Genomic DNA, 16,969 nt, shown 5'->3' on the forward strand with positions numbered 1-16,969 from the left:
GAAGCACGGGTTATAGCCATGAGCGACAAGAAAACCAGCAACCAGATGTGGGGCGGACGTTTTGCCTCGGGTCCGGCCGCGATCATGGAAGCGATCAACGCGTCTATCTCCTTCGACCGCAAACTCTATGCGCAGGACATCAAAGGCTCGATCGCCCACAGCGAGATGCTGGCGCAAACGGGCATTATTTCGGCGGCCGACCAAGAAAAAATTGCTGACGGGCTGAACACGATCCTGAAAGAGATCGAGGCCGGCAGCTTCGAGTTTTCGACACGGCTCGAAGACATCCACATGAACATCGAGGCGCGCCTCGCCGATCTGATCGGCCCGGCGGCCGGCCGGCTGCACACCGCCCGCTCGCGCAATGATCAAGTCGCAGTCGATTTGAGGCTGTGGGTCAAGGATGAGTGCTTTCGCGTCGCCGAGGCGTTGAAAGGGCTGATCGAGGCGCTGCTGGAGCGGGCCGAGGAGCATGCCGCGACCGTGATGCCGGGCTTTACCCATATGCAGGCGGCACAACCGGTGACCTTCGGCCATCACTGCATGGCCTATGTCGAGATGTTTTCGCGCGACCTGTCGCGTGTGCGCGATGCGATCGAGCGGATGGACGAAAGCCCGCTCGGTGCCGCGGCCCTCGCCGGCACCAGCTTCCCGATCGACCGTCACCGGACCGCCAAGGCGCTCGGCTTCCGGGAGCCGATGCGCAATTCGCTCGACAGCGTCTCGGATCGCGATTTCGCGCTTGAGTTCCTCGCTCTTGCCGCGATCTGCGCCACGCATCTGTCACGGCTGGCCGAAGAGATCATCATCTGGTCGACGCCGCAGTTCGGCTTCGTCAGGCTGTCGGACTCGTTTTCCACCGGCTCCTCGATCATGCCGCAGAAGAAGAACCCCGATGCCGCCGAACTGGTGCGCGGCAAGACCGGCCGCGTCACCGGTCATCTGGTCGGCCTGCTAACGGTGATGAAGGGCATGCCTTTGACCTATGGCAAGGATATGCAGGAAGACAAGGAATCGGTGTTCGACGCCGCCGAGACGCTCGACCTGATGCTGGCGGCGATGACCGGCATGGTCTCGGACATGACGGTCAACGCTGCCGCGATGAAGAAGGCCGCCGGCTCCGGCCACGCGACAGCAACCGACCTTGCCGACTGGCTGGTGCGCACGCTCGGCCTGCCGTTCCGCGAAGCGCATCATGTCACCGGCCGGGCGGTGGCGCTGGCCGAAGACAAGAAGGTGGGGCTGGAGAGGCTTTCACTGGAGGATTTGCAGTCGATCAATTCCGGCATCACGGCCGACATATTTTCGGTGCTGGCGGTGCAGAACTCGGTCAAGAGCCGCATCAGTTTCGGCGGCACCGCGCCGTCGGAAGTGAGGAAGCAGATCCGCGCCTGGAAAAAGCGGCTGGCGAAGGCGTAATGCCGGATATTGCGAGCAGTAATATCCCGGATATTTCGACGAGCAATATCTCGGGGTGCAATGCGCCGAGAACTCGGCTAAAAGCGGCGGCTGACAAACGTTTCGGACGGATGGATCGATGACCGGAAGCAGGATTTTGGTGACGCTGACGCTGCTGGTTGCGATCGCGGCCGTTTCGGCCTGCGGCAGGAGGGGCGCTCTCGACACGCCCTATGAGGCGGCCGTGCAGGCGCGCAAGGATGCCTCGAAGGCCCACCAGCCCGTGCCGCCGGAGCCGGAAAAACCGGTCAAGGACAAGAAATTCATCCTCGACCCGCTGATCTAGAGCCGACGAGAGCGGGGCCTTCCAACCCGATCTCATCGAGCCCCAACTTTCCGGAACCACTCTCGTGAACCATTTCGACTACCGCGACGGCGTGCTCCATGCGGAGGACGTGGCGATACCAGATATCGCCGCACAGATCGGCACGCCATTCTACTGCTATTCGACGGCCACCCTGACCAGGCACTACCGGGTGTTTGCCCAGTCCTTTGCCGGGCTCGACGCGCTGGTCTGCTACGCCATGAAGGCCAATTCCAACCAGGCCGTCCTGCGGACGCTGGCCAAACTCGGCGCCGGCGCCGACGTGGTTTCGGAAGGTGAATTGCGCCGGGCGCTGGCCGCCGGCATTCCGGCCGGCAAGATCCTGTTTTCGGGCGTCGGCAAGACCGCGCGCGAAATGGACTTTGCCCTTGCCGCCGGCATCCTTTGCTTCAACGTCGAGTCCGAGCCTGAACTCGAGCTGTTGTCGGCGCGGGCCACTGCCCTTGGCAAGGTGGCGCCGATCTCGCTGCGCATCAATCCCGACGTCGACGCCAAGACCCACAAGAAGATCTCCACCGGCAAGGCCGAGAACAAGTTCGGCATCCCGTGGCAGCGGGCGCGGCAGGTTTATGCCCGCGCGGCAAAGCTTCCCGGCATCAGGATCACCGGCATCGATACCCATATCGGCAGCCAGATCACCGAGCTGCAGCCCTTCGACGATGCCTTCGCCCTGCTTGTCGATCTCGTCGGCGCGCTACGGGCGGACGGCCATGCCATCGAGCATATCGATGTCGGCGGCGGGCTCGGCATTCCCTACCGCATCGACAACAACCCGCCGCCGCTGCCCGACGCCTATGCCCAGATCGTCAGGAAGCATGTCACCAAGCTCGGGCTAAAGGTGATGTTCGAGCCTGGCCGGCTGATATCAGGCAATGCCGGCATCCTCGTCTCGGAAGTGATCTTCGTGAAGGAAGGCGACGCCAAGAACTTCCTCGTCGTCGACGCCGCAATGAACGATCTCATCCGGCCGACGCTCTACGACGCCTTCCACGACATCCGTCCGGTCGTGCAGCCGCCGGCCGACACGCCGCGCATGATGGTCGACGTGGTCGGCCCGGTCTGCGAGACCGGCGACTATATCGGCCTGGACCGCGATCTGCCCAGGCTGAAGGCCGGCGACCTGATTGCCGTCTCCACCGCCGGCGCCTATGGCGCGGTACAGGCCGGCACCTACAACACGCGTCTGCTGGTTCCGGAAGTGCTGGTCGACGGCGACCGGTTCCACGTCGTGCGCCCACGCCTGACCTATGACGACCTGATCGGGCTGGATTCCATGCCCGACTGGCTTGCATAGAAGCGCCGGAAACACACCTACCCGTCACAGGGAGCAATCATGACGAACGGCATCACCGTCACACGCGAGCGCATTGCCGCAATGGAACCGCGCATCCGCCCCTATATCAGGCTCACGCCAGTGCTGCGCGTCGACATGGCCGACTTCGACCGGCCGCCGCTGGCCGTCGACCTGAAGCTCGAATGCCTGCAGCATTCCGGCTCGTTCAAGGCGCGCGGCGCTTTCACCAATCTCCTGGAGCGGCCGGTTCCCGACGCCGGTGTCGTCGCGGCATCGGGCGGCAACCATGGCGCGGCCGTCGCCTATGCCGCCATGCGGCTGGGCCATAAGGCGACCATCTTCGTTCCCGAGGTGAGCCCGGCGGCCAAGCTGGAACGGATCCGCAGCTACGGCGCCGAGCTGATCGTCGGCGGCGCCCGCTATGCCGAGGCGTTGGCGGCCAGCGAACGTTTCGCCGAGAAAACCGGCGCCTTGCAGATTCATGCCTTCAACCAGGAGGAAACGCTCGTCGGCCAAGGCACGCTCGGGCTCGAAATCGAGAGCGATTTGCCTAAGATCGACACGCTGCTGGTCGCTGTCGGCGGCGGCGGCCTGATCGGCGGCATCGCTGCCTGGTTTGCCGGCCGCATCCGCATCATCGCCGTCGAGCCGGAAGGAGCGCCGACGCTGCATCGCGCCTTCGAGGCCGGACACCCCGTCGACGCACCGGCCGAGGGCATCGCCGCCGATTCGCTGGCGCCAAAGCGCGTCGGCGAAATGATGTTCCCGATCGCCGAGGCCTTTGTCGAACGCTCGATCCTGGTCAGTGACGACGACATCATCGCCGCGCAGAAGGCGCTGTGGAACCGGGCTCGCATCATCTCCGAGCCGGGAGGTGCGGCCGCCTTTGCCGCGGTCCTGTCCGGCCGCTATGCGCCGGCGGCGGGCGAACGGGTCGCCGTACTGGTCTGCGGGGCGAATGCAGACCCCGCTACCTTCTAAAGGGGCCCACCAACTTCTGAAGGGTATGCAGGATGGAACGATAACGGCCACTTCACGTTTTTCCGAACTGCCTCGCCTTTGCCGTGTTTGCTGGTATTCTTTGAGTCGTGAGGCGTCGGGCTATCCTGCCCGCTCCACAGCATGATCCCGAAAAGTGAAATCCCTTTCGGAACAGATCATGCTCATAGGGATAGGGCCGCATCCCGGTTTCCGGGATAGGCTCAAGGAAGGGCGGCCGATGACGCAACGACCCACCTTCAGCAGCAATCGCGGCCTCGCCGGGCGGCTGGCCGTGAGCCGGCTGGCGACGCGGGTCTCGATGATGGTCGAGCGCGGCTGGCCGTTGCTGCTTCCGCTCGTCATCGTCGCCAGCCTGTTCCTCAGCATCTCCTGGCTCGGGCTGTTCTCCCGGCTGCCGGATATGGCGCGCATCGGCCTCGTCGCTGCTTTTGCCATAGCGGCACTGGCCGCGCTCTATCCGCTGCGCTTCTTCCGCCTGCCGGGCGCCGGCGAAATCGACCGCCGCATCGAGGCCGCCAATCAATTGTTGCACAGCCCGGTGCTGGTGCAGACCGACCGGCCCAGCGGCAGGGAAAGCAGCTTCTCGCAGGCGTTGTGGCGTGAACACCAGAAGCGCATGGCCGGAAAGCTCGACAACCTTGGCGCCGACCTGCCGCGCACGCGCGTGCCGGAGCGCGACCCCTGGGGGCTGCGCGCGGTGGCGGCCCTTTTGCTCGTTACCGCCTTCGCCTTCTCCTTCGGACCGACGGGCGGCAGGATCAGCGACGGCTTCAATGCCCATGGGACGCGCGATATCGTGCCGCCGCGCATCGATGCATGGGTGACGCCACCGGCCTATACCGGCAAGCCGCCGATCTTCTTGACCGCCGACGCAAACCAGGCGATCCCGACCTTTACGGTTCCCGAAGGCAGCGACGTTTCGCTGCGCGTGACGGGCGGCTCGGGCGAGGAAACGCTCGGCTATGCCGACAAGAATGGCAACGCCCGCGTCATCGACCCCGCTGCGCCGCAGACCGCCGCCAAGCCGGCTGCAAGCCCGGCGACGCCGTCCAAGGTGCGCCAGTTCACCAGCAAGCTGACCGGCGACGGCACGCTGACGCTGACGTCGGGCGAGGAACAGCTCGGCCGCTGGGCCTTCGCGGTCATATCGGACAAGCCGCCGCAGATCCGCTTCGTCGGCGAGCCCAAGCGCGCCGCCAATGGCGCCTTCGAGCTAAACTACCAAATCGACGACGACTATGGCGCCGCCACCGCCAAGGCGGTGTTCGCGCTCGCCGATCCGCAGGCGCCGAATGCGCGTCCGCTGTACGGTGCACCTGAAATGCCGCTGACGCTGCCGCGCCGCGGCGGCAAGTCGAACGCCGCCAGGACCTCCAAGGACCTGACCGAGCATGTCTGGGCCGGCAGCAGCATTAAGCTGACGCTGGTCGCCACCGACGATGCCGGGCACACCGCATCGAGCCAAACCAAGACGCTGCTGATGCCGGAGCGGCCTTTCGCCAATCCGCTGGCACGCGCCGTGATCGAACAGCGCCGCCTGCTGGCGCTCGACGCCAACGCCAAGCCGCGCGTGCTCGACCTGATGGACGCCATCACGCTGCGGCCGGAAGACACGTTCGACAATATGTCCCACTACCTCGCCATTATGAGTGCCCGCACCCGGCTGAAGATGGCCGAGAGCGACGATCAATTGCGCAGCGAGGTCTCCTATCTCTGGGAAATCGCGCTCGGCATCGAGGAAGGCAATCTTTCGGCCGCCGAAAAGCGGCTGCGCCAAGCGCAACAGGCGCTGCAGGACGCCATCAAGAATGGCGCCAGCGACGCTGAAATCGAAAAGGCGATGAAGGAACTGCGCGAGGCGATGAACCAGTTCCTGCAGGAATTCGCGGAGCGCGCCAAGCAGAATCCCAACGCCCCGCAGATGCAGCAGAACGGCCAGGAACTACGCCAGAGCGACATCGATCGCATGATGGACCAGATCGAAAACCTGGCGAAGTCCGGAGATCGCGACAAGGCCCAGCAACTGCTGTCGCAACTGCAGGACATGATGAACAATCTGCAAGCCGGCCGTCAGCAGCAAGGCGGCCAGCAGGACAGCGAGATGCGCCAGCAGATGGACAAGCTGGGCGAGATCCTGCGACGTCAGCAGGAGATGATGAACGAAACCTTCCGCATGGATCAGATGCAGCGTGGCGAGCGCCAGCGCGGGCAGAACCGTGACGAGCAGCTCGGCGAAGGCGGCCAGGATGAGGACAGACCCGGCGTCGGCGAAGACCGCGATCCGCTCGCCCGGCAAAAGCCGATGACACCCCAGGAATTCGCCGATGCGCTGAAACAGCTGCAGCAGGGCCAGGGCCAACTGCAAAGCGACCTCGAGCAGCTGAAGAAAGGCCTCGAAGGCATGGGTATGGAGCCCAATGAAGGATTTGGCGAGGCCGGCAAGTCCATGGGCAATGCCGAACAGGCACTCGGCGAGGGCGAAGGCGATGCGGCCGTCGGTCATCAGGGCCGGGCGCTGGAAGCGCTGCGCAAGGGCGCCAAGGACATGATGAAGCAGATGCAGGCCATGCAAGGCGACCAGGGCGGCGGCGAGGAAGGCGGCCGCCAGCAGAACGCCGATCGTGATCCGCTCGGCCGGCCACGCGCCAGCACGGGTCCCGACTTCGGCGATTCGGTGAAGGTGCCCGACGAGATCGACGTGCAGCGTGCCCGCCAGATACTGGAAGCGATCCGCAAGCGGCTCGGCAATGCGCTCAGCCCTGACATTGAACGCAGCTATCTGGAACGGCTGCTCGAGCTGAAATAGAGCAATTCCAGGAAAAGTGTGAAGCGGTTTTCCGTCCGGAATTGCGAAAAAACATAGGATTGCCGCCCGCATCCGTCCCACCTGAAAAATCCTCTCGCACGGTTGCACCACCATGCCCAGACTTGGCCCCGTCACACCCATCCTGCGCATCTTCGACATTGCCAAGGCGCGTGAATTCTATGTCGGCTTCCTCGGCTTCGAGGTGCAGTGGGAACATCGCTTCGCCGACGACGCGCCGCTTTACATGGCGGTCGGCCGCGACGGCTGCGTTCTGCATCTCAGCGAACATCACGGCGACGGTGCACCCGGCATCGCCGTGCGCATCGAGGTCGAGGACATCACGGCTCTTCATGGCGAACTGATTGGCAAAAACTACCGCTTCGCCCGGCCAGGCGTGGAAGAGACGCCTTGGAAGACCCGCGAGATATCGGTCGCCGATCCGTTCGGCAACAGGCTGCATTTCTACGAGGATGCCGCCGGCTGACTGAGCCTGTTGACGAAGGCTTCGCGGATAGCATCCTGCATGCCGTCGATCGCCTCGCCTGACGCATTCGGGTTGCGGTGCATCACCACGTTCGAGGAATCGATGGCGCCGAATCCGTCTGCCGTGGTCAGTTCACGACAGCCGTCCGGAATGTTACTGCGCGAAATCGGCGCGATCGCCAGTCCGGAGGTGACGGCGAGCTTGAGGCCGCCGGTGGTGTCGCTGGTATAGGCGACACGATAGGCAAGATCGCGCTGCTCCAACGATTTGATGGCAAAGTCCTTGCACCAGCCGGCCCGGTTGTAGAGCGCGATCGGCACCGGCTGTTCCTCATGCATATGGTGCAGGGTCGACGTCACCCACACGGTCGGGTCGTGCATCAGCACTTCGCCGCCGGCAGGATCCTGCCATTCGAACACCACGCACAGATCGAGCTCGCCGGCGGCGAGCGCCGCCATCTGTGCCCCGGAATGGGCATAGCGCACAGTGACTTCGACCTGCGTATGACGCTTCGAGAAGGCGCCGAGAGCGCGCGACAGGATGGCGTGGCCATATTCCTCCGGAATGCCGATGCGAACCGGACCGCCAAGCGGCGCTGCCGCCATCGATGCCGACGTCTCGTCGAGCAGCGAGACAATGCGGCGGGCGTTGACGATGAGTTCGCCGCCGCGCCGCGTCAACGCGACGCCGCGCGAACCGCGCTCGAACAGGCTGGCGCCGATCAGCTCTTCGAGCTTCTTCATCTGCATCGACACCGCGGATTGGGTGCGGCCGGCCTGCTCCGCCGCCTTGGTGAAATTGCCGGTCTCGGCAATGGCCACGAAGGTGCGCAGGAGATCGCTGTCGAGGGTCGGCCGCATGAAATCCGCCATAAGGGAATTTGATTGCTGGCATCATTCCAATTCGTTTGCAACATGTCAAACGACGGACGATAGTTGCTTCACCCATTGGATATGCGGCTGAGAAATCAGCCGCGGACCAATCAAGAGTCCTCACTCGTGCCCGCTGCCCGAAACGGTGGCGGGTTCTTTTTACGCCGCAGGCGGCAGCTTCGGATCGTACGCGCAGGAGCCTGGATGCAGATGCAGAATCGGATGGTGGGCGGCATCCTGAGCCTGTGCCTCGGCGTGCTGGTCTTTTCGCTGCAGGATCCGCTCGTCAAAGCCGTGTCCAGCGGTTATCCAGTGACCGAGGTGATGGCGATCCGCTCGATCGTCGCCCTGCCGATCCTGATATTTCTGGTCCATGCCGATGTCGGCTTGCAGGCGATCCTGTCGAAGCGATTCGGCATGCTGACGGTGCGCGCCTTCATCCAGTTCACCTCCTATACGATGTACTACCTGGCCATCGCCGCCTTGCCGCTTGCCGATGCGGTGGCGCTTTATTTCATGGCGCCGCTGTTCATCATGGTGCTGGCCGGGCCGTACCTTGGCGAGCGCGTCTCCTGGCAGACACTGGCAACCGTGCTGATCGGCTTGTTCGGCGTCCTCGTGATGCTGCGTCCGGGCGCAGGGCTGTTCGACTGGGCTGCGCTGCTGTCGCTGGGCTCGGCGGCGCTCTATGGTTTTTCGCAGCTGATGGCCCGCAAGATCGGCGATACCGAATCCTCCACCGTCATGGCCTTCTATCAGAACGGCGCCTATCTGGTCGGCGCCGCCGTGGTTGCCGGGGCGTTTCACCTGGCCGGCATTACACACGCCGTTCACCCGAGCCTGGAATTCCTGGTAAGGCCATGGCTTTGGCCGACGCTGCCGGATTTTCTCAAGATGGCCGCCTGCGGTTTCGTCGCCTCCGCCGGCATGATCCTGCTGTCGCAGGCCTACCGGATGGCGCCGGCCAACCGCGTTGCCACCTTCGAATACACCGGCATCCTGTGGTCGCCGCTGTGGGGTTTCCTGTTCTTCGCCGAAGTACCGCGGTCGACAACCGTCATCGGGGCCGTCTTGATCATCGGCGCCGGCCTGTTGGCGCTCAACACCGAACGGCGCAAGAGCGTTCCACCCGTGCTCACTGCTGCCGATCCAGCCTGATCAGACGAAGCAGATCAGCGCCCGCTCGACGCGCGAGCGGATTTCGGCCAGCGTGAAGGGCTTCTGCACGACATCGAGGATGATGCCGTTCAATTCCTCGGCGCGCTCGCGCTGGTCGGCATAGCCGGTCATCAGCACGATCTTCATCGCCGGAAACAGTGCCGCCGCCGCGATCGCCATCTCGATGCCGTCCATCTCCGGCATGCGGATATCGGAGACGACGAGATCGTAGCCGCCACGCGCCGCCTGGATCAGCGAAAGCCCCTGCGCGCCGTCCGCCGCGATATCGATTGTGTGCCCGGCACGTTCAAGCGCGCGGGCGGCCAGAGTGCGGACGGACTCATCGTCCTCGACGATCAGAAGCTTTGCCATGGCCGGCATATTTGGCCGCCAAAAGTTGACTTTTCCTGAAAGCCCAGAGCAATTCAGGAAAAGTGTGAGACGGTTTTCCCGGGAAAAGCGCAAAGCGCTTTCCCTTGGGAATTGCGTCAAAACAAAAAACTAGAGCGGTTCGGCGTTTTCGTGAAGCGGCGAACCGCTCTAAGCATCAGCAAACCTTTTTGATGCCGCTCAGACATCCCCTTTGACGACACCGACAAACGGCAACTCGCGAAAAGCATGCGCGACATCCATGCCGTAGCCGACAACGAAATAGTCGGGGCAGTCGAAGCCGACATAGTCGGCATTGAGCTCGGTCTGGCGGCGCATGCGCTTGTCGAGCAGCACGGCGATCGAACAGCTCTTGGCGCCCCGCGACAACATCAGCTCGCGGGTAAAGCTCAGCGTCTTCCCCGATTCGAGAATGTCGTCGATCAGCAGCACGTCGCGGCCGGCGACCTCATTGTCGATGTCGCGCAGCACCCTCACCTCGCCGCTGCTGGTGCCGGCGCCATAGCTGGAGATGAAGATGAATTCGACCTCCGGCGACAGGCCGACATCATGCATGGCGCGGATGAGATCTGCGGCGAAGATGAACGAGCCCTTCAGGACCGAGATCACCAGCAGATCGTGATAGTCGTGGCCGGCAATCTCCTTGGCGAGTTCCAGATTGCGCCGCGCGATCGCCGATGCTGAAAACAGAACCTCGATGTCCTTGCCGCGTACGATGGGCATTGATGGTCTTCCCCGGTGATCGCCTATTCGGCGAAAGTGACCGACACGGTCTTCACACCGTTTCTAGGCACGTCGAGCCGGCTGGCAAAGCCGAATCTTTCGCCAGAGGCCAGCGAGCGGCCGGATGTCCCCAACGTATAGCGGGTGGTCTGCCCGTCATTGCCAGTCACCCGGATTTCAAGCGGCGGCAACTGCGTCGGTTTCGCACCGTCATTGACGGCCTCGCCATCGACGAACAGTGCGGCGTTCGGCCCGGTAGCGTCGACGCGTGACGTGACGCCCGAAATGCTGAGCGCCGACGCCTGCGCGCTGGACAGGAACGGCGCCTGGCGCACCAGCGCGTGCCCGCCGGAGACCCAGAACGCGGCCAAGGCAGCGCCGATACCAGCGACCCAGAAGATCGGTCCGCCGCGCGAGGCCGGTAGCCGCTCCGGTGAGGCTTCGGGCTTGCGCAGCATGTCCATGCCTTCGATGGGCGGCGTGACGATCGCGCGCGGCAGCGGCGAAACGCTTTCCACCGCAGGCGCAAGGCGCGGCATCACCACGTAGTCGGCATCGACGATGTCGGCGGCCGAACCACGCATGAACCTGTCCGCTGCGGCAATTGCCGCCGGATCGGTCATGATTTCGCCGGAAACCGGGCGCGCGGTTCGATCGTCAGCTATCATGGCCCCAGCATTGCAGCACGTGTTCGCTTTTCGTTTCTTTTGCGTAAACACAAATGGTTAACGCTTCCCCACCGGAGCCCTCGTGACAAGCCGAAAGAGCCCAGAAATTAACCGCCGGTTAACCATGCCGGCCGATGGTCTTTACCCAGAACAGGCCGGCTCGCCGCCGTGCCGAAATTCGGGTCGTCGAAATTGATTCGTTTCGAAAATGTCGGCCTCCGCTATGGCATGGGTCCGGAAATCCTCCGCGACATCTCCCTGCACATCCCGGAGCGCTCCTTCCAGTTCCTCAGCGGGCCTTCGGGCGCCGGCAAGACGACCTTGCTGCGCCTGCTGTTCATGTCGCTGAAGCCGACGCGCGGGCTGATCACCATCTTTGGTAAGGACCGTTCGCGCATCTCGCGCACCGAATTGCCGCATCTGCGCCGCCGCATCGGCGTGGTCTTCCAGGATTTTCGCCTGCTCGACCACATGACCACCTACGAGAACGTCGCGCTGCCGTTGCGCGTGCGCGGGCGCGAGGAGGCGAGCTACCGCACCGATGTCACCGAGCTGTTGAAGTGGGTCGGGCTGGGCGAGCGCATGCACGTGCTGCCGCCGGTTCTGTCCGGCGGCGAGAAGCAGCGCGCGGCGATCGCGCGGGCGCTGATCGAGCAGCCGGAAATCCTGCTCGCCGACGAACCGACCGGCAATGTCGATCCGCCTCTGGCGCGACGGCTGTTGCGGCTGTTTATCGAGCTCAACCGTCTCGGCACCGCGGTGGTGATCGCCACCCACGACCTTGGCCTGATGGAACAGGTCGACGCGCGCCGCATGATCCTGGCCGGCGGAAGGCTGGACATCTATGACTGAACTGTCCGCCGAACATTTTGTGGAGCGGGAGCAGGACGCCGAGGCGACCGAGGCAAAGCCGCGCGCCCAGCGCAGGATGGCGCCGATCGTGCCGGCGCAGAATATCGCCGGCCGGGCACTGGTCCTGGTGATCGCCATCATGACCTTCCTGTCCTGCCTGACTTTCGGCGCGGTGACGCTGGTGCGCGACACAGCGTCCGTCTGGGAGAACCAGATTTCGCGCGAGGCGACGATCCAGGTCAAGCCGGTCGACGGGCTCGACATGGAGGCAGCCCTTGCCCAGGCTTCGCAGATCGCCGGCGAATTTCCCGGCGTGAAGGGGACCCGGATCATCGACCGCGAGGCGACCGCGAGGCTCCTGGAGCCCTGGCTGGGCTCGGGCCTCAATATCGACGAATTGCCGGTGCCGCGACTGATCATCGTCACCATCGACGAGAACAGCCCGCCCGATTTCGCCGCCATGCGCGCCGCGATCACGCCGAAACTGCCGAGCGCATCGCTAGACGATCACCGCACCTGGGTTGACCGGCTGGTGGCGATGGCCCGCACGACGGTGACCATCGGCATTGCCGTGCTGGCGCTGATGCTGTCGGCGACCGTGCTGACCGTGGTGTTCGCGACGCGCGGCGCCATGGCCGGCAACGGTCACATCATCGAGGTGCTGCATTTCGTCGGCGCCGAGGCACGCTTCATCGCGCGCGAATTCCGCCGGCATTTCCTGGTCACCGGCATGAAGGGAGCAGCGGCTGGCGGTGCCGCCGCAGTGCTCGTGTTCATCGTCTTTTCCTGGTGGTCGTCGCGCAATATGGCGACGCCGCAGGCCGACCAGGCGACCGCCCTGTTCGGCAATTTCGCCATCGGTTCGGCAGGCTATCTCGGTGTCGTGTTGATGGTGCTGGTGATCGGCGGACTGACGGCTGCCACGTCCCACGCCACCGTGGTTGCCTATCTCAGCGACATCGATGTCCGCCAACCGGATGCAGGCTAATTCATGTCGCCCAAAAGTGGGAACCGGTTTTGGGACAACGCCATGGATAAAACAGGGTGATCACGGATGGAGAATTCACGTAACGCAAAGTGCGTCTTTTACCTACCCAAAGCCGCATTTCAGGATTAACCATATGGCGATGGACGCGCGGGATTCGACGGGTACGGCTGGGCAGATGCCAGTGGTGGTTGCCCGTTCGCATGACCGCCGCGCTGTGAGCCGTCTAAGAGCCGCGTTGCGCCTCTCGGCTCTGTCTCTGCTCATCCTCGCTACGTTGTTTGCCGGCGGTTTCGGCTGGTTCGCCAACAAGGTAAGCCATCTGACGACGCCCGCCAATCCGGCCAGGGCGGACGCGATCATTGTCTTGACCGGCGGCCAGTCCCGCCTCGATGCGGCGATGGATCTGCTGGCGTCCGGCAAGGGCGAACGGCTGCTGATCAGCGGCGTGCACCCTTCGGCCAGCCGTCGCCAGCTGCAGGCAGCGACCGGCGGCGACAAGAAGCTGTTTTCCTGTTGCGTCGACATCGACCGCGCCGCGCTCGATACGATCGGCAATGCGGAGGAAAGCGCCAAATGGGTCGAGAGCCACGCCTATGGCACGGTGATCCTCGTCACCAACAATTATCACATGCCCCGCAGCCTGCTGGAAATGGGCAGGCTGCTGCATGGCGCCAAGCTCGAGCCCTATCCGGTGGTCAATTCCAACCTCGACAATGGCGGCTGGCTGACCAAGCCGCGGGCATTGCGCGTGCTGTTCACCGAATACAACAAATATCTGCTGGCGCTGGCGCGCGGCATCGTGCCGGTCAAGCCGACGCCTAACGGCATCGCACTGGCCGAAACCGCGGCCGGCGGCTGATTATTCCCCTGCGGCCGCGCCCGAATTTCCCCTGAGCCGTGCGATCTCCTGCTCAAGGCGTTCGATACGCTTGTCCCGCTCTTCGAGTGCCGCCGCCACGTCGGCCGCCTCGAACCGTTGCGGGATATGCTGCGGGCAATTGGCATCCCAGGCCGAGACCGTGAACAGGATGACCTGCTCGGGGCGCGCCTTGTAGTCTTGCGGCATCAGTTTCGCCATCAACTCGGCGTCACTCTCGACTACCCGCGCCGTGCCCCAGATCTTGATGCGCTGGCGGTGCATATAGTCGATCAGGAACAGGAACGCCCTTGGATTGTCGGCCAGATTGCCCTGCGTGATGAACTGCCGGTTGCCGGCAAAATCCGCGAAGCCGATCGTGTGTTCATCCAGCACCTTGAGGAAGCCGGCGGGCCCGCCGCGATGCTGGATGTAGGGCTGGCCATCGCCATTGGCCGTCGACAGGAAAACGCTGGTCTGCATCTCGACGAAGGCGGCAAGGTCCGGGGTGATGCCGGCCTGCCAGCCGCCACGCTCCTCGACGCGGGCATAGGACTGACGTGAGCCCTTGCGGGCCTGGATCGCCTTGACGGTCGGCGTGAAGGCGACGTCGCTGGTGAAAGCATGCGCGTTCATTGAAAGCTTCCTTGCGGCAAGATGCTAAAGTCCGAGCTCCGACAGTGTCGGGTGGTCGTCCGGCCGCCGGCCGAGCGGCCAGTGATACTTGCGATCGGCCTCGCCGATCGGCAGGTCGTTGATGCTGGCGATGCGCAGGCGCATCAGTCCATGTTCGTCGAATTCCCAGTTCTCGTTGCCGTAGCTGCGGAACCATGAACCGCTGTCGTCGTGCCATTCATAGGCGAAGCGCACGGCGATGCGGTTGCCGTGGAAGGCCCAGACGTCCTTGATCAGACGATAGTCAAGCTCGCGGCTCCATTTGCGTGTCAGGAACGCCTGGATGGCATCGCGCCCTTGCAGGAATTCGGCCCGGTTGCGCCAGCGACTGTCCATTGTGTAGGCAAGCGCGACCCGTGCCGGATCACGGGAGTTCCAGGCGTCCTCGGCCATGCGCGCCTTTTGCGCTGATGTCTCTGCGGTGAAGGGCGGCAGTGGCGGCCGGGCTTCGGACATGGCAACTCCTTTGCGAGGCCATGCTGCAGGCAGGCCGACACCCAATATAAAGCCTTCCATCCTTCCAATGCAGATGGCATATTTGCAACTCATCCTTCCATTTTCCGGAAGAAGCTATGGATCGTCTCGAAGCCATGTCGCTCTTTGTCGCCGCGGTGGAGGCCGGCAGCCTTTCCGCAGCCAGCCGCCGTTTCGGCATTCCGCTGGCGACGGTCAGCCGCAAGGTTTCCGATCTGGAACGCCATCTGAACACACGCCTTTTGAACCGCTCCACGCGCAGGCTGACGCCGACCGATGCCGGCCAGGCCTATCTTGCCGCCTGCCGCCGCATCCTCGACGACGTCGGTGAGGCCGAACGCACGGCTGCCGGAGAGTACAGCGCTCCAACCGGCGAACTGGCCATCACCGCGCCGGTCGTCTTTGGCCGCCTGCACGTACTGCCGGTCGTCACCGGCTTTCTCGCAGCCTATCCCGACGTGGACATCCGCCTGATATTGGCAGACCGCATAACCCAGCTGGTCGAGGACCATTTCGACCTCGCCATCCGCATCGGCCGGTTGCCCGATTCGAGCCTGGTCGCCATGGGCGTCGGCGCAATCCGCCGCGTCGTTTGCGCCAGCCCCGCCTATCTGGCTGAACACGGCACGCCGATCACCCCGGAAGATCTGGAAACACACGATTGCATCACCTTTGAGGGACTTGCTTCCGCCGCCACCTGGAGCTTCATCAAGGGCAAGGCAGAAATCCCGGTTCAGGTCCATTCACGGCTTCAGGTCAACACCGCCGAAGCGGCCATCGATGCGGCGATTGCCGGCGTCGGGCTCACAAAAGTGCTCTCCTACCAGATCGAGGCCGCGCTGCGGTCCGGCATGCTGCGCGTCCTGCTGGAGGAGTTCGAGCCAAATCCATGGCCGGTAAGCCTGGTGCATGCGGGCCATGGCCTGCTGCCGGTGAAGCTGCGTGCCTTCCTCGATTTTGCCGGCCCGCGCCTGAAGGAGCGGCTGGCGCGGCTGAAGTAGCGGAACCGGGTCTCCCCAATCGGCGACCGCTTTCTTCGTCGGTCAAGGCGCCCTGCGGCCATTTCCTTTTTCCCCGCGCTTGGTGTAACCAACGCTCACCTCCTCACCGGGCCTCCCCCATGCTCTATGCCAGATCGCTGACGTTCAATTTCGTCTTCTACGTCAACCTGATCGTCCAGATGATCCTCTGGACCCCCTATTATTTCCTGTCGCCCCGTCACCGCGCCTGGTTCGTGCCGAAATTCTGGTCGCGCACCTCGATGTGGCTCTTCGACAAGATCGCTGGAACGAAGAGCGACATCACTGGCCAGGAAAACCTGCCAGCAGGCTCGTTCATCCTGGCGCCCAAGCACCAGTCGTTCTGGGACGCGATCGCCTTCTTCCCCTTCCTCCAGGACCCGCTCTACATCTTGAAACGAGAGCTGACCTGGATCCCGTTCTTCGGCTGGTACATCATGAAGATGCGGATGATCCCGGTTCACCGCGGCAGCCGCTCGAAGGCGCTGAAGGCCGTGGTCGCCGCGACCAAGGAGGAGATGGCGCGCAACCCTCGCCAGCTGATCATCTATCCCGAGGGCACACGCCGGGCACCGGGCGACGAACCGGCCTACAAATACGGCATCGTCGAAATCTATGCGCAGCTTGGCGTTCCGGTGGTGCCGGTTGCCCATGTCGCCGGCCTGTACTGGCCGCGCCGGAAATTCCTGCGCTACCCCGGCACCATCAAGGCACGCTTCCTGCCGCCGATCCCGCCCGGCTTGAGCAAGGACGAATTCATGGCCCGGCTGATCGGCGAGACCGAGGCTGCCTGCGACCAATTCCTGATTGATGTGGCGCGCGGTCCGAGCCCGCCTGCCTTGCCTCCGACAGCGGTGAAAAGGCTGCAAGAGCTGGACGCGGCTGAAAGAACCAAAGCCTGAATCGGAAGTCTCCGGCCGACAGT

18 protein-coding genes are annotated in these 16,969 nt (G+C 63.8%); 12 read left to right on the forward strand and 6 right to left on the reverse strand.

Features of this window, described 5'->3' with window-relative positions; translation table 11 throughout:
• Nucleotides 1-18 precede the first annotated feature (18 nt).
• From argH to EOA19_RS20635, 6 genes are all read left to right on the forward strand, one after another.
• Nucleotides 19-1,419, forward strand: a complete 1,401-nt coding sequence (gene argH, locus EOA19_RS20610; RefSeq protein ID WP_128304649.1) for an argininosuccinate lyase — start codon at nucleotides 19-21, stop codon at nucleotides 1,417-1,419.
• Nucleotides 1,420-1,537: 118 nt separating this feature from the next.
• A complete protein-coding gene (locus EOA19_RS20615; RefSeq protein ID WP_023811112.1) occupies nucleotides 1,538-1,744 on the forward strand; it encodes a lipoprotein in 207 nt (68 codons plus the stop codon).
• A 64-nt stretch (nucleotides 1,745-1,808) separates the two neighbouring features.
• Nucleotides 1,809-3,077: a diaminopimelate decarboxylase gene (lysA, locus tag EOA19_RS20620; RefSeq protein WP_128304650.1), complete on the forward strand. Its 1,269-nt coding sequence runs from the start codon at nucleotides 1,809-1,811 to the stop codon at nucleotides 3,075-3,077.
• Nucleotides 3,078-3,116: 39 nt separating this feature from the next.
• Nucleotides 3,117-4,058 carry a threonine/serine dehydratase gene (locus EOA19_RS20625; RefSeq protein WP_128304651.1) on the forward strand — a complete coding sequence of 314 codons (942 nt, stop codon included), beginning with the start codon at nucleotides 3,117-3,119 and terminating at the stop codon, nucleotides 4,056-4,058.
• Nucleotides 4,059-4,296: 238 nt separating this feature from the next.
• Entirely contained in the window at nucleotides 4,297-6,885 is a 2,589-nt protein-coding gene (locus EOA19_RS20630) for a TIGR02302 family protein (RefSeq protein WP_128304652.1), read from the forward strand.
• A gap of 112 nt (nucleotides 6,886-6,997) precedes the next feature.
• Complete coding sequence (locus EOA19_RS20635; protein ID WP_128304653.1) at nucleotides 6,998-7,369, forward strand: glyoxalase superfamily protein; 372 nt, start codon at nucleotides 6,998-7,000, stop codon at nucleotides 7,367-7,369.
• Here the strand turns inward: EOA19_RS20635 and EOA19_RS20640 are convergent.
• Nucleotides 7,348-8,229: a LysR family transcriptional regulator gene (locus EOA19_RS20640; RefSeq protein WP_127269182.1), complete on the reverse strand. Its 882-nt coding sequence runs from the start codon at nucleotides 8,227-8,229 to the stop codon at nucleotides 7,348-7,350. The genes EOA19_RS20635 and EOA19_RS20640 overlap by 22 nt on opposite strands.
• A 222-nt stretch (nucleotides 8,230-8,451) precedes the next feature.
• Here EOA19_RS20640 and EOA19_RS20645 point away from each other — a divergent pair, with 222 nt between their 5' ends.
• Complete coding sequence (locus EOA19_RS20645; protein ID WP_164892981.1) at nucleotides 8,452-9,399, forward strand: DMT family transporter; 948 nt, start codon at nucleotides 8,452-8,454, stop codon at nucleotides 9,397-9,399.
• Here the strand turns inward: EOA19_RS20645 and EOA19_RS20650 are convergent, their stop codons facing one another.
• From EOA19_RS20650 to EOA19_RS20660, 3 genes are all read right to left on the reverse strand, one after another.
• Entirely contained in the window at nucleotides 9,400-9,771 is a 372-nt protein-coding gene (locus EOA19_RS20650; RefSeq protein WP_164892982.1) for a response regulator, read from the reverse strand.
• A gap of 198 nt (nucleotides 9,772-9,969) precedes the next feature.
• Nucleotides 9,970-10,512 (reverse strand): hypoxanthine phosphoribosyltransferase, encoded by a 543-nt coding sequence (hpt, locus tag EOA19_RS20655; protein ID WP_023811104.1) that lies wholly within the window; start codon nucleotides 10,510-10,512, stop codon nucleotides 9,970-9,972.
• Nucleotides 10,513-10,535: 23 nt separating this feature from the next.
• Complete coding sequence (locus EOA19_RS20660) at nucleotides 10,536-11,180, reverse strand: hypothetical protein (protein ID WP_128304656.1); 645 nt, start codon at nucleotides 11,178-11,180, stop codon at nucleotides 10,536-10,538.
• Between the two features lie 192 nt (nucleotides 11,181-11,372).
• Here EOA19_RS20660 and ftsE point away from each other — a divergent pair, with 192 nt between their 5' ends.
• From ftsE to EOA19_RS20675, 3 genes are all read left to right on the forward strand, one after another.
• Entirely contained in the window at nucleotides 11,373-12,032 is a 660-nt protein-coding gene (ftsE, locus tag EOA19_RS20665; RefSeq protein ID WP_010911739.1) for a cell division ATP-binding protein FtsE, read from the forward strand.
• A complete protein-coding gene (locus tag EOA19_RS20670) occupies nucleotides 12,025-13,020 on the forward strand; it encodes an ABC transporter permease (RefSeq protein ID WP_128304657.1) in 996 nt (331 codons plus the stop codon). Before ftsE ends, EOA19_RS20670 begins: the two co-directional genes overlap by 8 nt.
• Nucleotides 13,021-13,153: 133 nt before the next feature.
• Nucleotides 13,154-13,879, forward strand: a complete 726-nt coding sequence (locus EOA19_RS20675; RefSeq protein ID WP_128304658.1) for a YdcF family protein — start codon at nucleotides 13,154-13,156, stop codon at nucleotides 13,877-13,879.
• On the opposite strand, the gene EOA19_RS20680 is transcribed toward EOA19_RS20675, so the two are convergent.
• Together EOA19_RS20680 and EOA19_RS20685 are read right to left on the reverse strand one after the other, a co-directional pair.
• Nucleotides 13,880-14,512, reverse strand: coding sequence for a pyridoxamine 5'-phosphate oxidase family protein (locus EOA19_RS20680; protein WP_023811100.1), 633 nt, complete (start codon nucleotides 14,510-14,512; stop codon nucleotides 13,880-13,882). It lies immediately after the preceding gene.
• Nucleotides 14,513-14,536: 24 nt separating this feature from the next.
• On the reverse strand, nucleotides 14,537-15,007 hold the full coding sequence (locus EOA19_RS20685; protein WP_128304659.1) for a DUF1348 family protein: 471 nt from the start codon (nucleotides 15,005-15,007) through the stop codon (nucleotides 14,537-14,539).
• A gap of 116 nt (nucleotides 15,008-15,123) precedes the next feature.
• On the opposite strand from EOA19_RS20685, the gene EOA19_RS20690 reads away from it, so the two are divergent.
• Nucleotides 15,124-16,026: a LysR family transcriptional regulator gene (locus EOA19_RS20690; protein ID WP_128304660.1), complete on the forward strand. Its 903-nt coding sequence runs from the start codon at nucleotides 15,124-15,126 to the stop codon at nucleotides 16,024-16,026.
• Nucleotides 16,027-16,145: 119 nt separating this feature from the next.
• Nucleotides 16,146-16,946: a 1-acyl-sn-glycerol-3-phosphate acyltransferase gene (locus EOA19_RS20695; protein ID WP_023811098.1), complete on the forward strand. Its 801-nt coding sequence runs from the start codon at nucleotides 16,146-16,148 to the stop codon at nucleotides 16,944-16,946.
• The last annotated feature ends 23 nt before the right edge of the window (nucleotides 16,947-16,969 follow it).

This window comes from Mesorhizobium sp. M7A.F.Ca.US.010.02.1.1 (genome assembly GCF_004023085.1).
Classification (GTDB): domain Bacteria; phylum Pseudomonadota; class Alphaproteobacteria; order Rhizobiales; family Rhizobiaceae; genus Mesorhizobium.

What these genes read in the sequence shown, in the direction of transcription:
- EOA19_RS20695 (WP_023811098.1), top strand. Translation starts at nt 16,146, where the DNA reads ATGCTCTATGCCAGATCGCTGACGTTCAATTTCGTCTTCTACGTCAAC.
- EOA19_RS20650 (WP_164892982.1), bottom strand. Translation starts at nt 9,771, where the DNA reads ATGGCAAAGCTTCTGATCGTCGAGGACGATGAGTCCGTCCGCACTCTG.
- hpt (WP_023811104.1), bottom strand. Translation starts at nt 10,512, where the DNA reads ATGCCCATCGTACGCGGCAAGGACATCGAGGTTCTGTTTTCAGCATCG.
- EOA19_RS20635 (WP_128304653.1), top strand. Translation starts at nt 6,998, where the DNA reads ATGCCCAGACTTGGCCCCGTCACACCCATCCTGCGCATCTTCGACATT.
- EOA19_RS20690 (WP_128304660.1), top strand. Translation starts at nt 15,124, where the DNA reads ATGGATCGTCTCGAAGCCATGTCGCTCTTTGTCGCCGCGGTGGAGGCC.
- EOA19_RS20660 (WP_128304656.1), bottom strand. Translation starts at nt 11,180, where the DNA reads ATGATAGCTGACGATCGAACCGCGCGCCCGGTTTCCGGCGAAATCATG.
- EOA19_RS20630 (WP_128304652.1), top strand. Translation starts at nt 4,297, where the DNA reads ATGACGCAACGACCCACCTTCAGCAGCAATCGCGGCCTCGCCGGGCGG.
- EOA19_RS20625 (WP_128304651.1), top strand. Translation starts at nt 3,117, where the DNA reads ATGACGAACGGCATCACCGTCACACGCGAGCGCATTGCCGCAATGGAA.
- EOA19_RS20685 (WP_128304659.1), bottom strand. Translation starts at nt 15,007, where the DNA reads ATGTCCGAAGCCCGGCCGCCACTGCCGCCCTTCACCGCAGAGACATCA.
- EOA19_RS20675 (WP_128304658.1), top strand. Translation starts at nt 13,154, where the DNA reads ATGGCGATGGACGCGCGGGATTCGACGGGTACGGCTGGGCAGATGCCA.
- EOA19_RS20640 (WP_127269182.1), bottom strand. Translation starts at nt 8,229, where the DNA reads ATGCGGCCGACCCTCGACAGCGATCTCCTGCGCACCTTCGTGGCCATT.
- EOA19_RS20615 (WP_023811112.1), top strand. Translation starts at nt 1,538, where the DNA reads ATGACCGGAAGCAGGATTTTGGTGACGCTGACGCTGCTGGTTGCGATC.
- EOA19_RS20680 (WP_023811100.1), bottom strand. Translation starts at nt 14,512, where the DNA reads ATGAACGCGCATGCTTTCACCAGCGACGTCGCCTTCACGCCGACCGTC.
- EOA19_RS20645 (WP_164892981.1), top strand. Translation starts at nt 8,452, where the DNA reads ATGCAGAATCGGATGGTGGGCGGCATCCTGAGCCTGTGCCTCGGCGTG.
- EOA19_RS20670 (WP_128304657.1), top strand. Translation starts at nt 12,025, where the DNA reads ATGACTGAACTGTCCGCCGAACATTTTGTGGAGCGGGAGCAGGACGCC.
- argH (WP_128304649.1), top strand. Translation starts at nt 19, where the DNA reads ATGAGCGACAAGAAAACCAGCAACCAGATGTGGGGCGGACGTTTTGCC.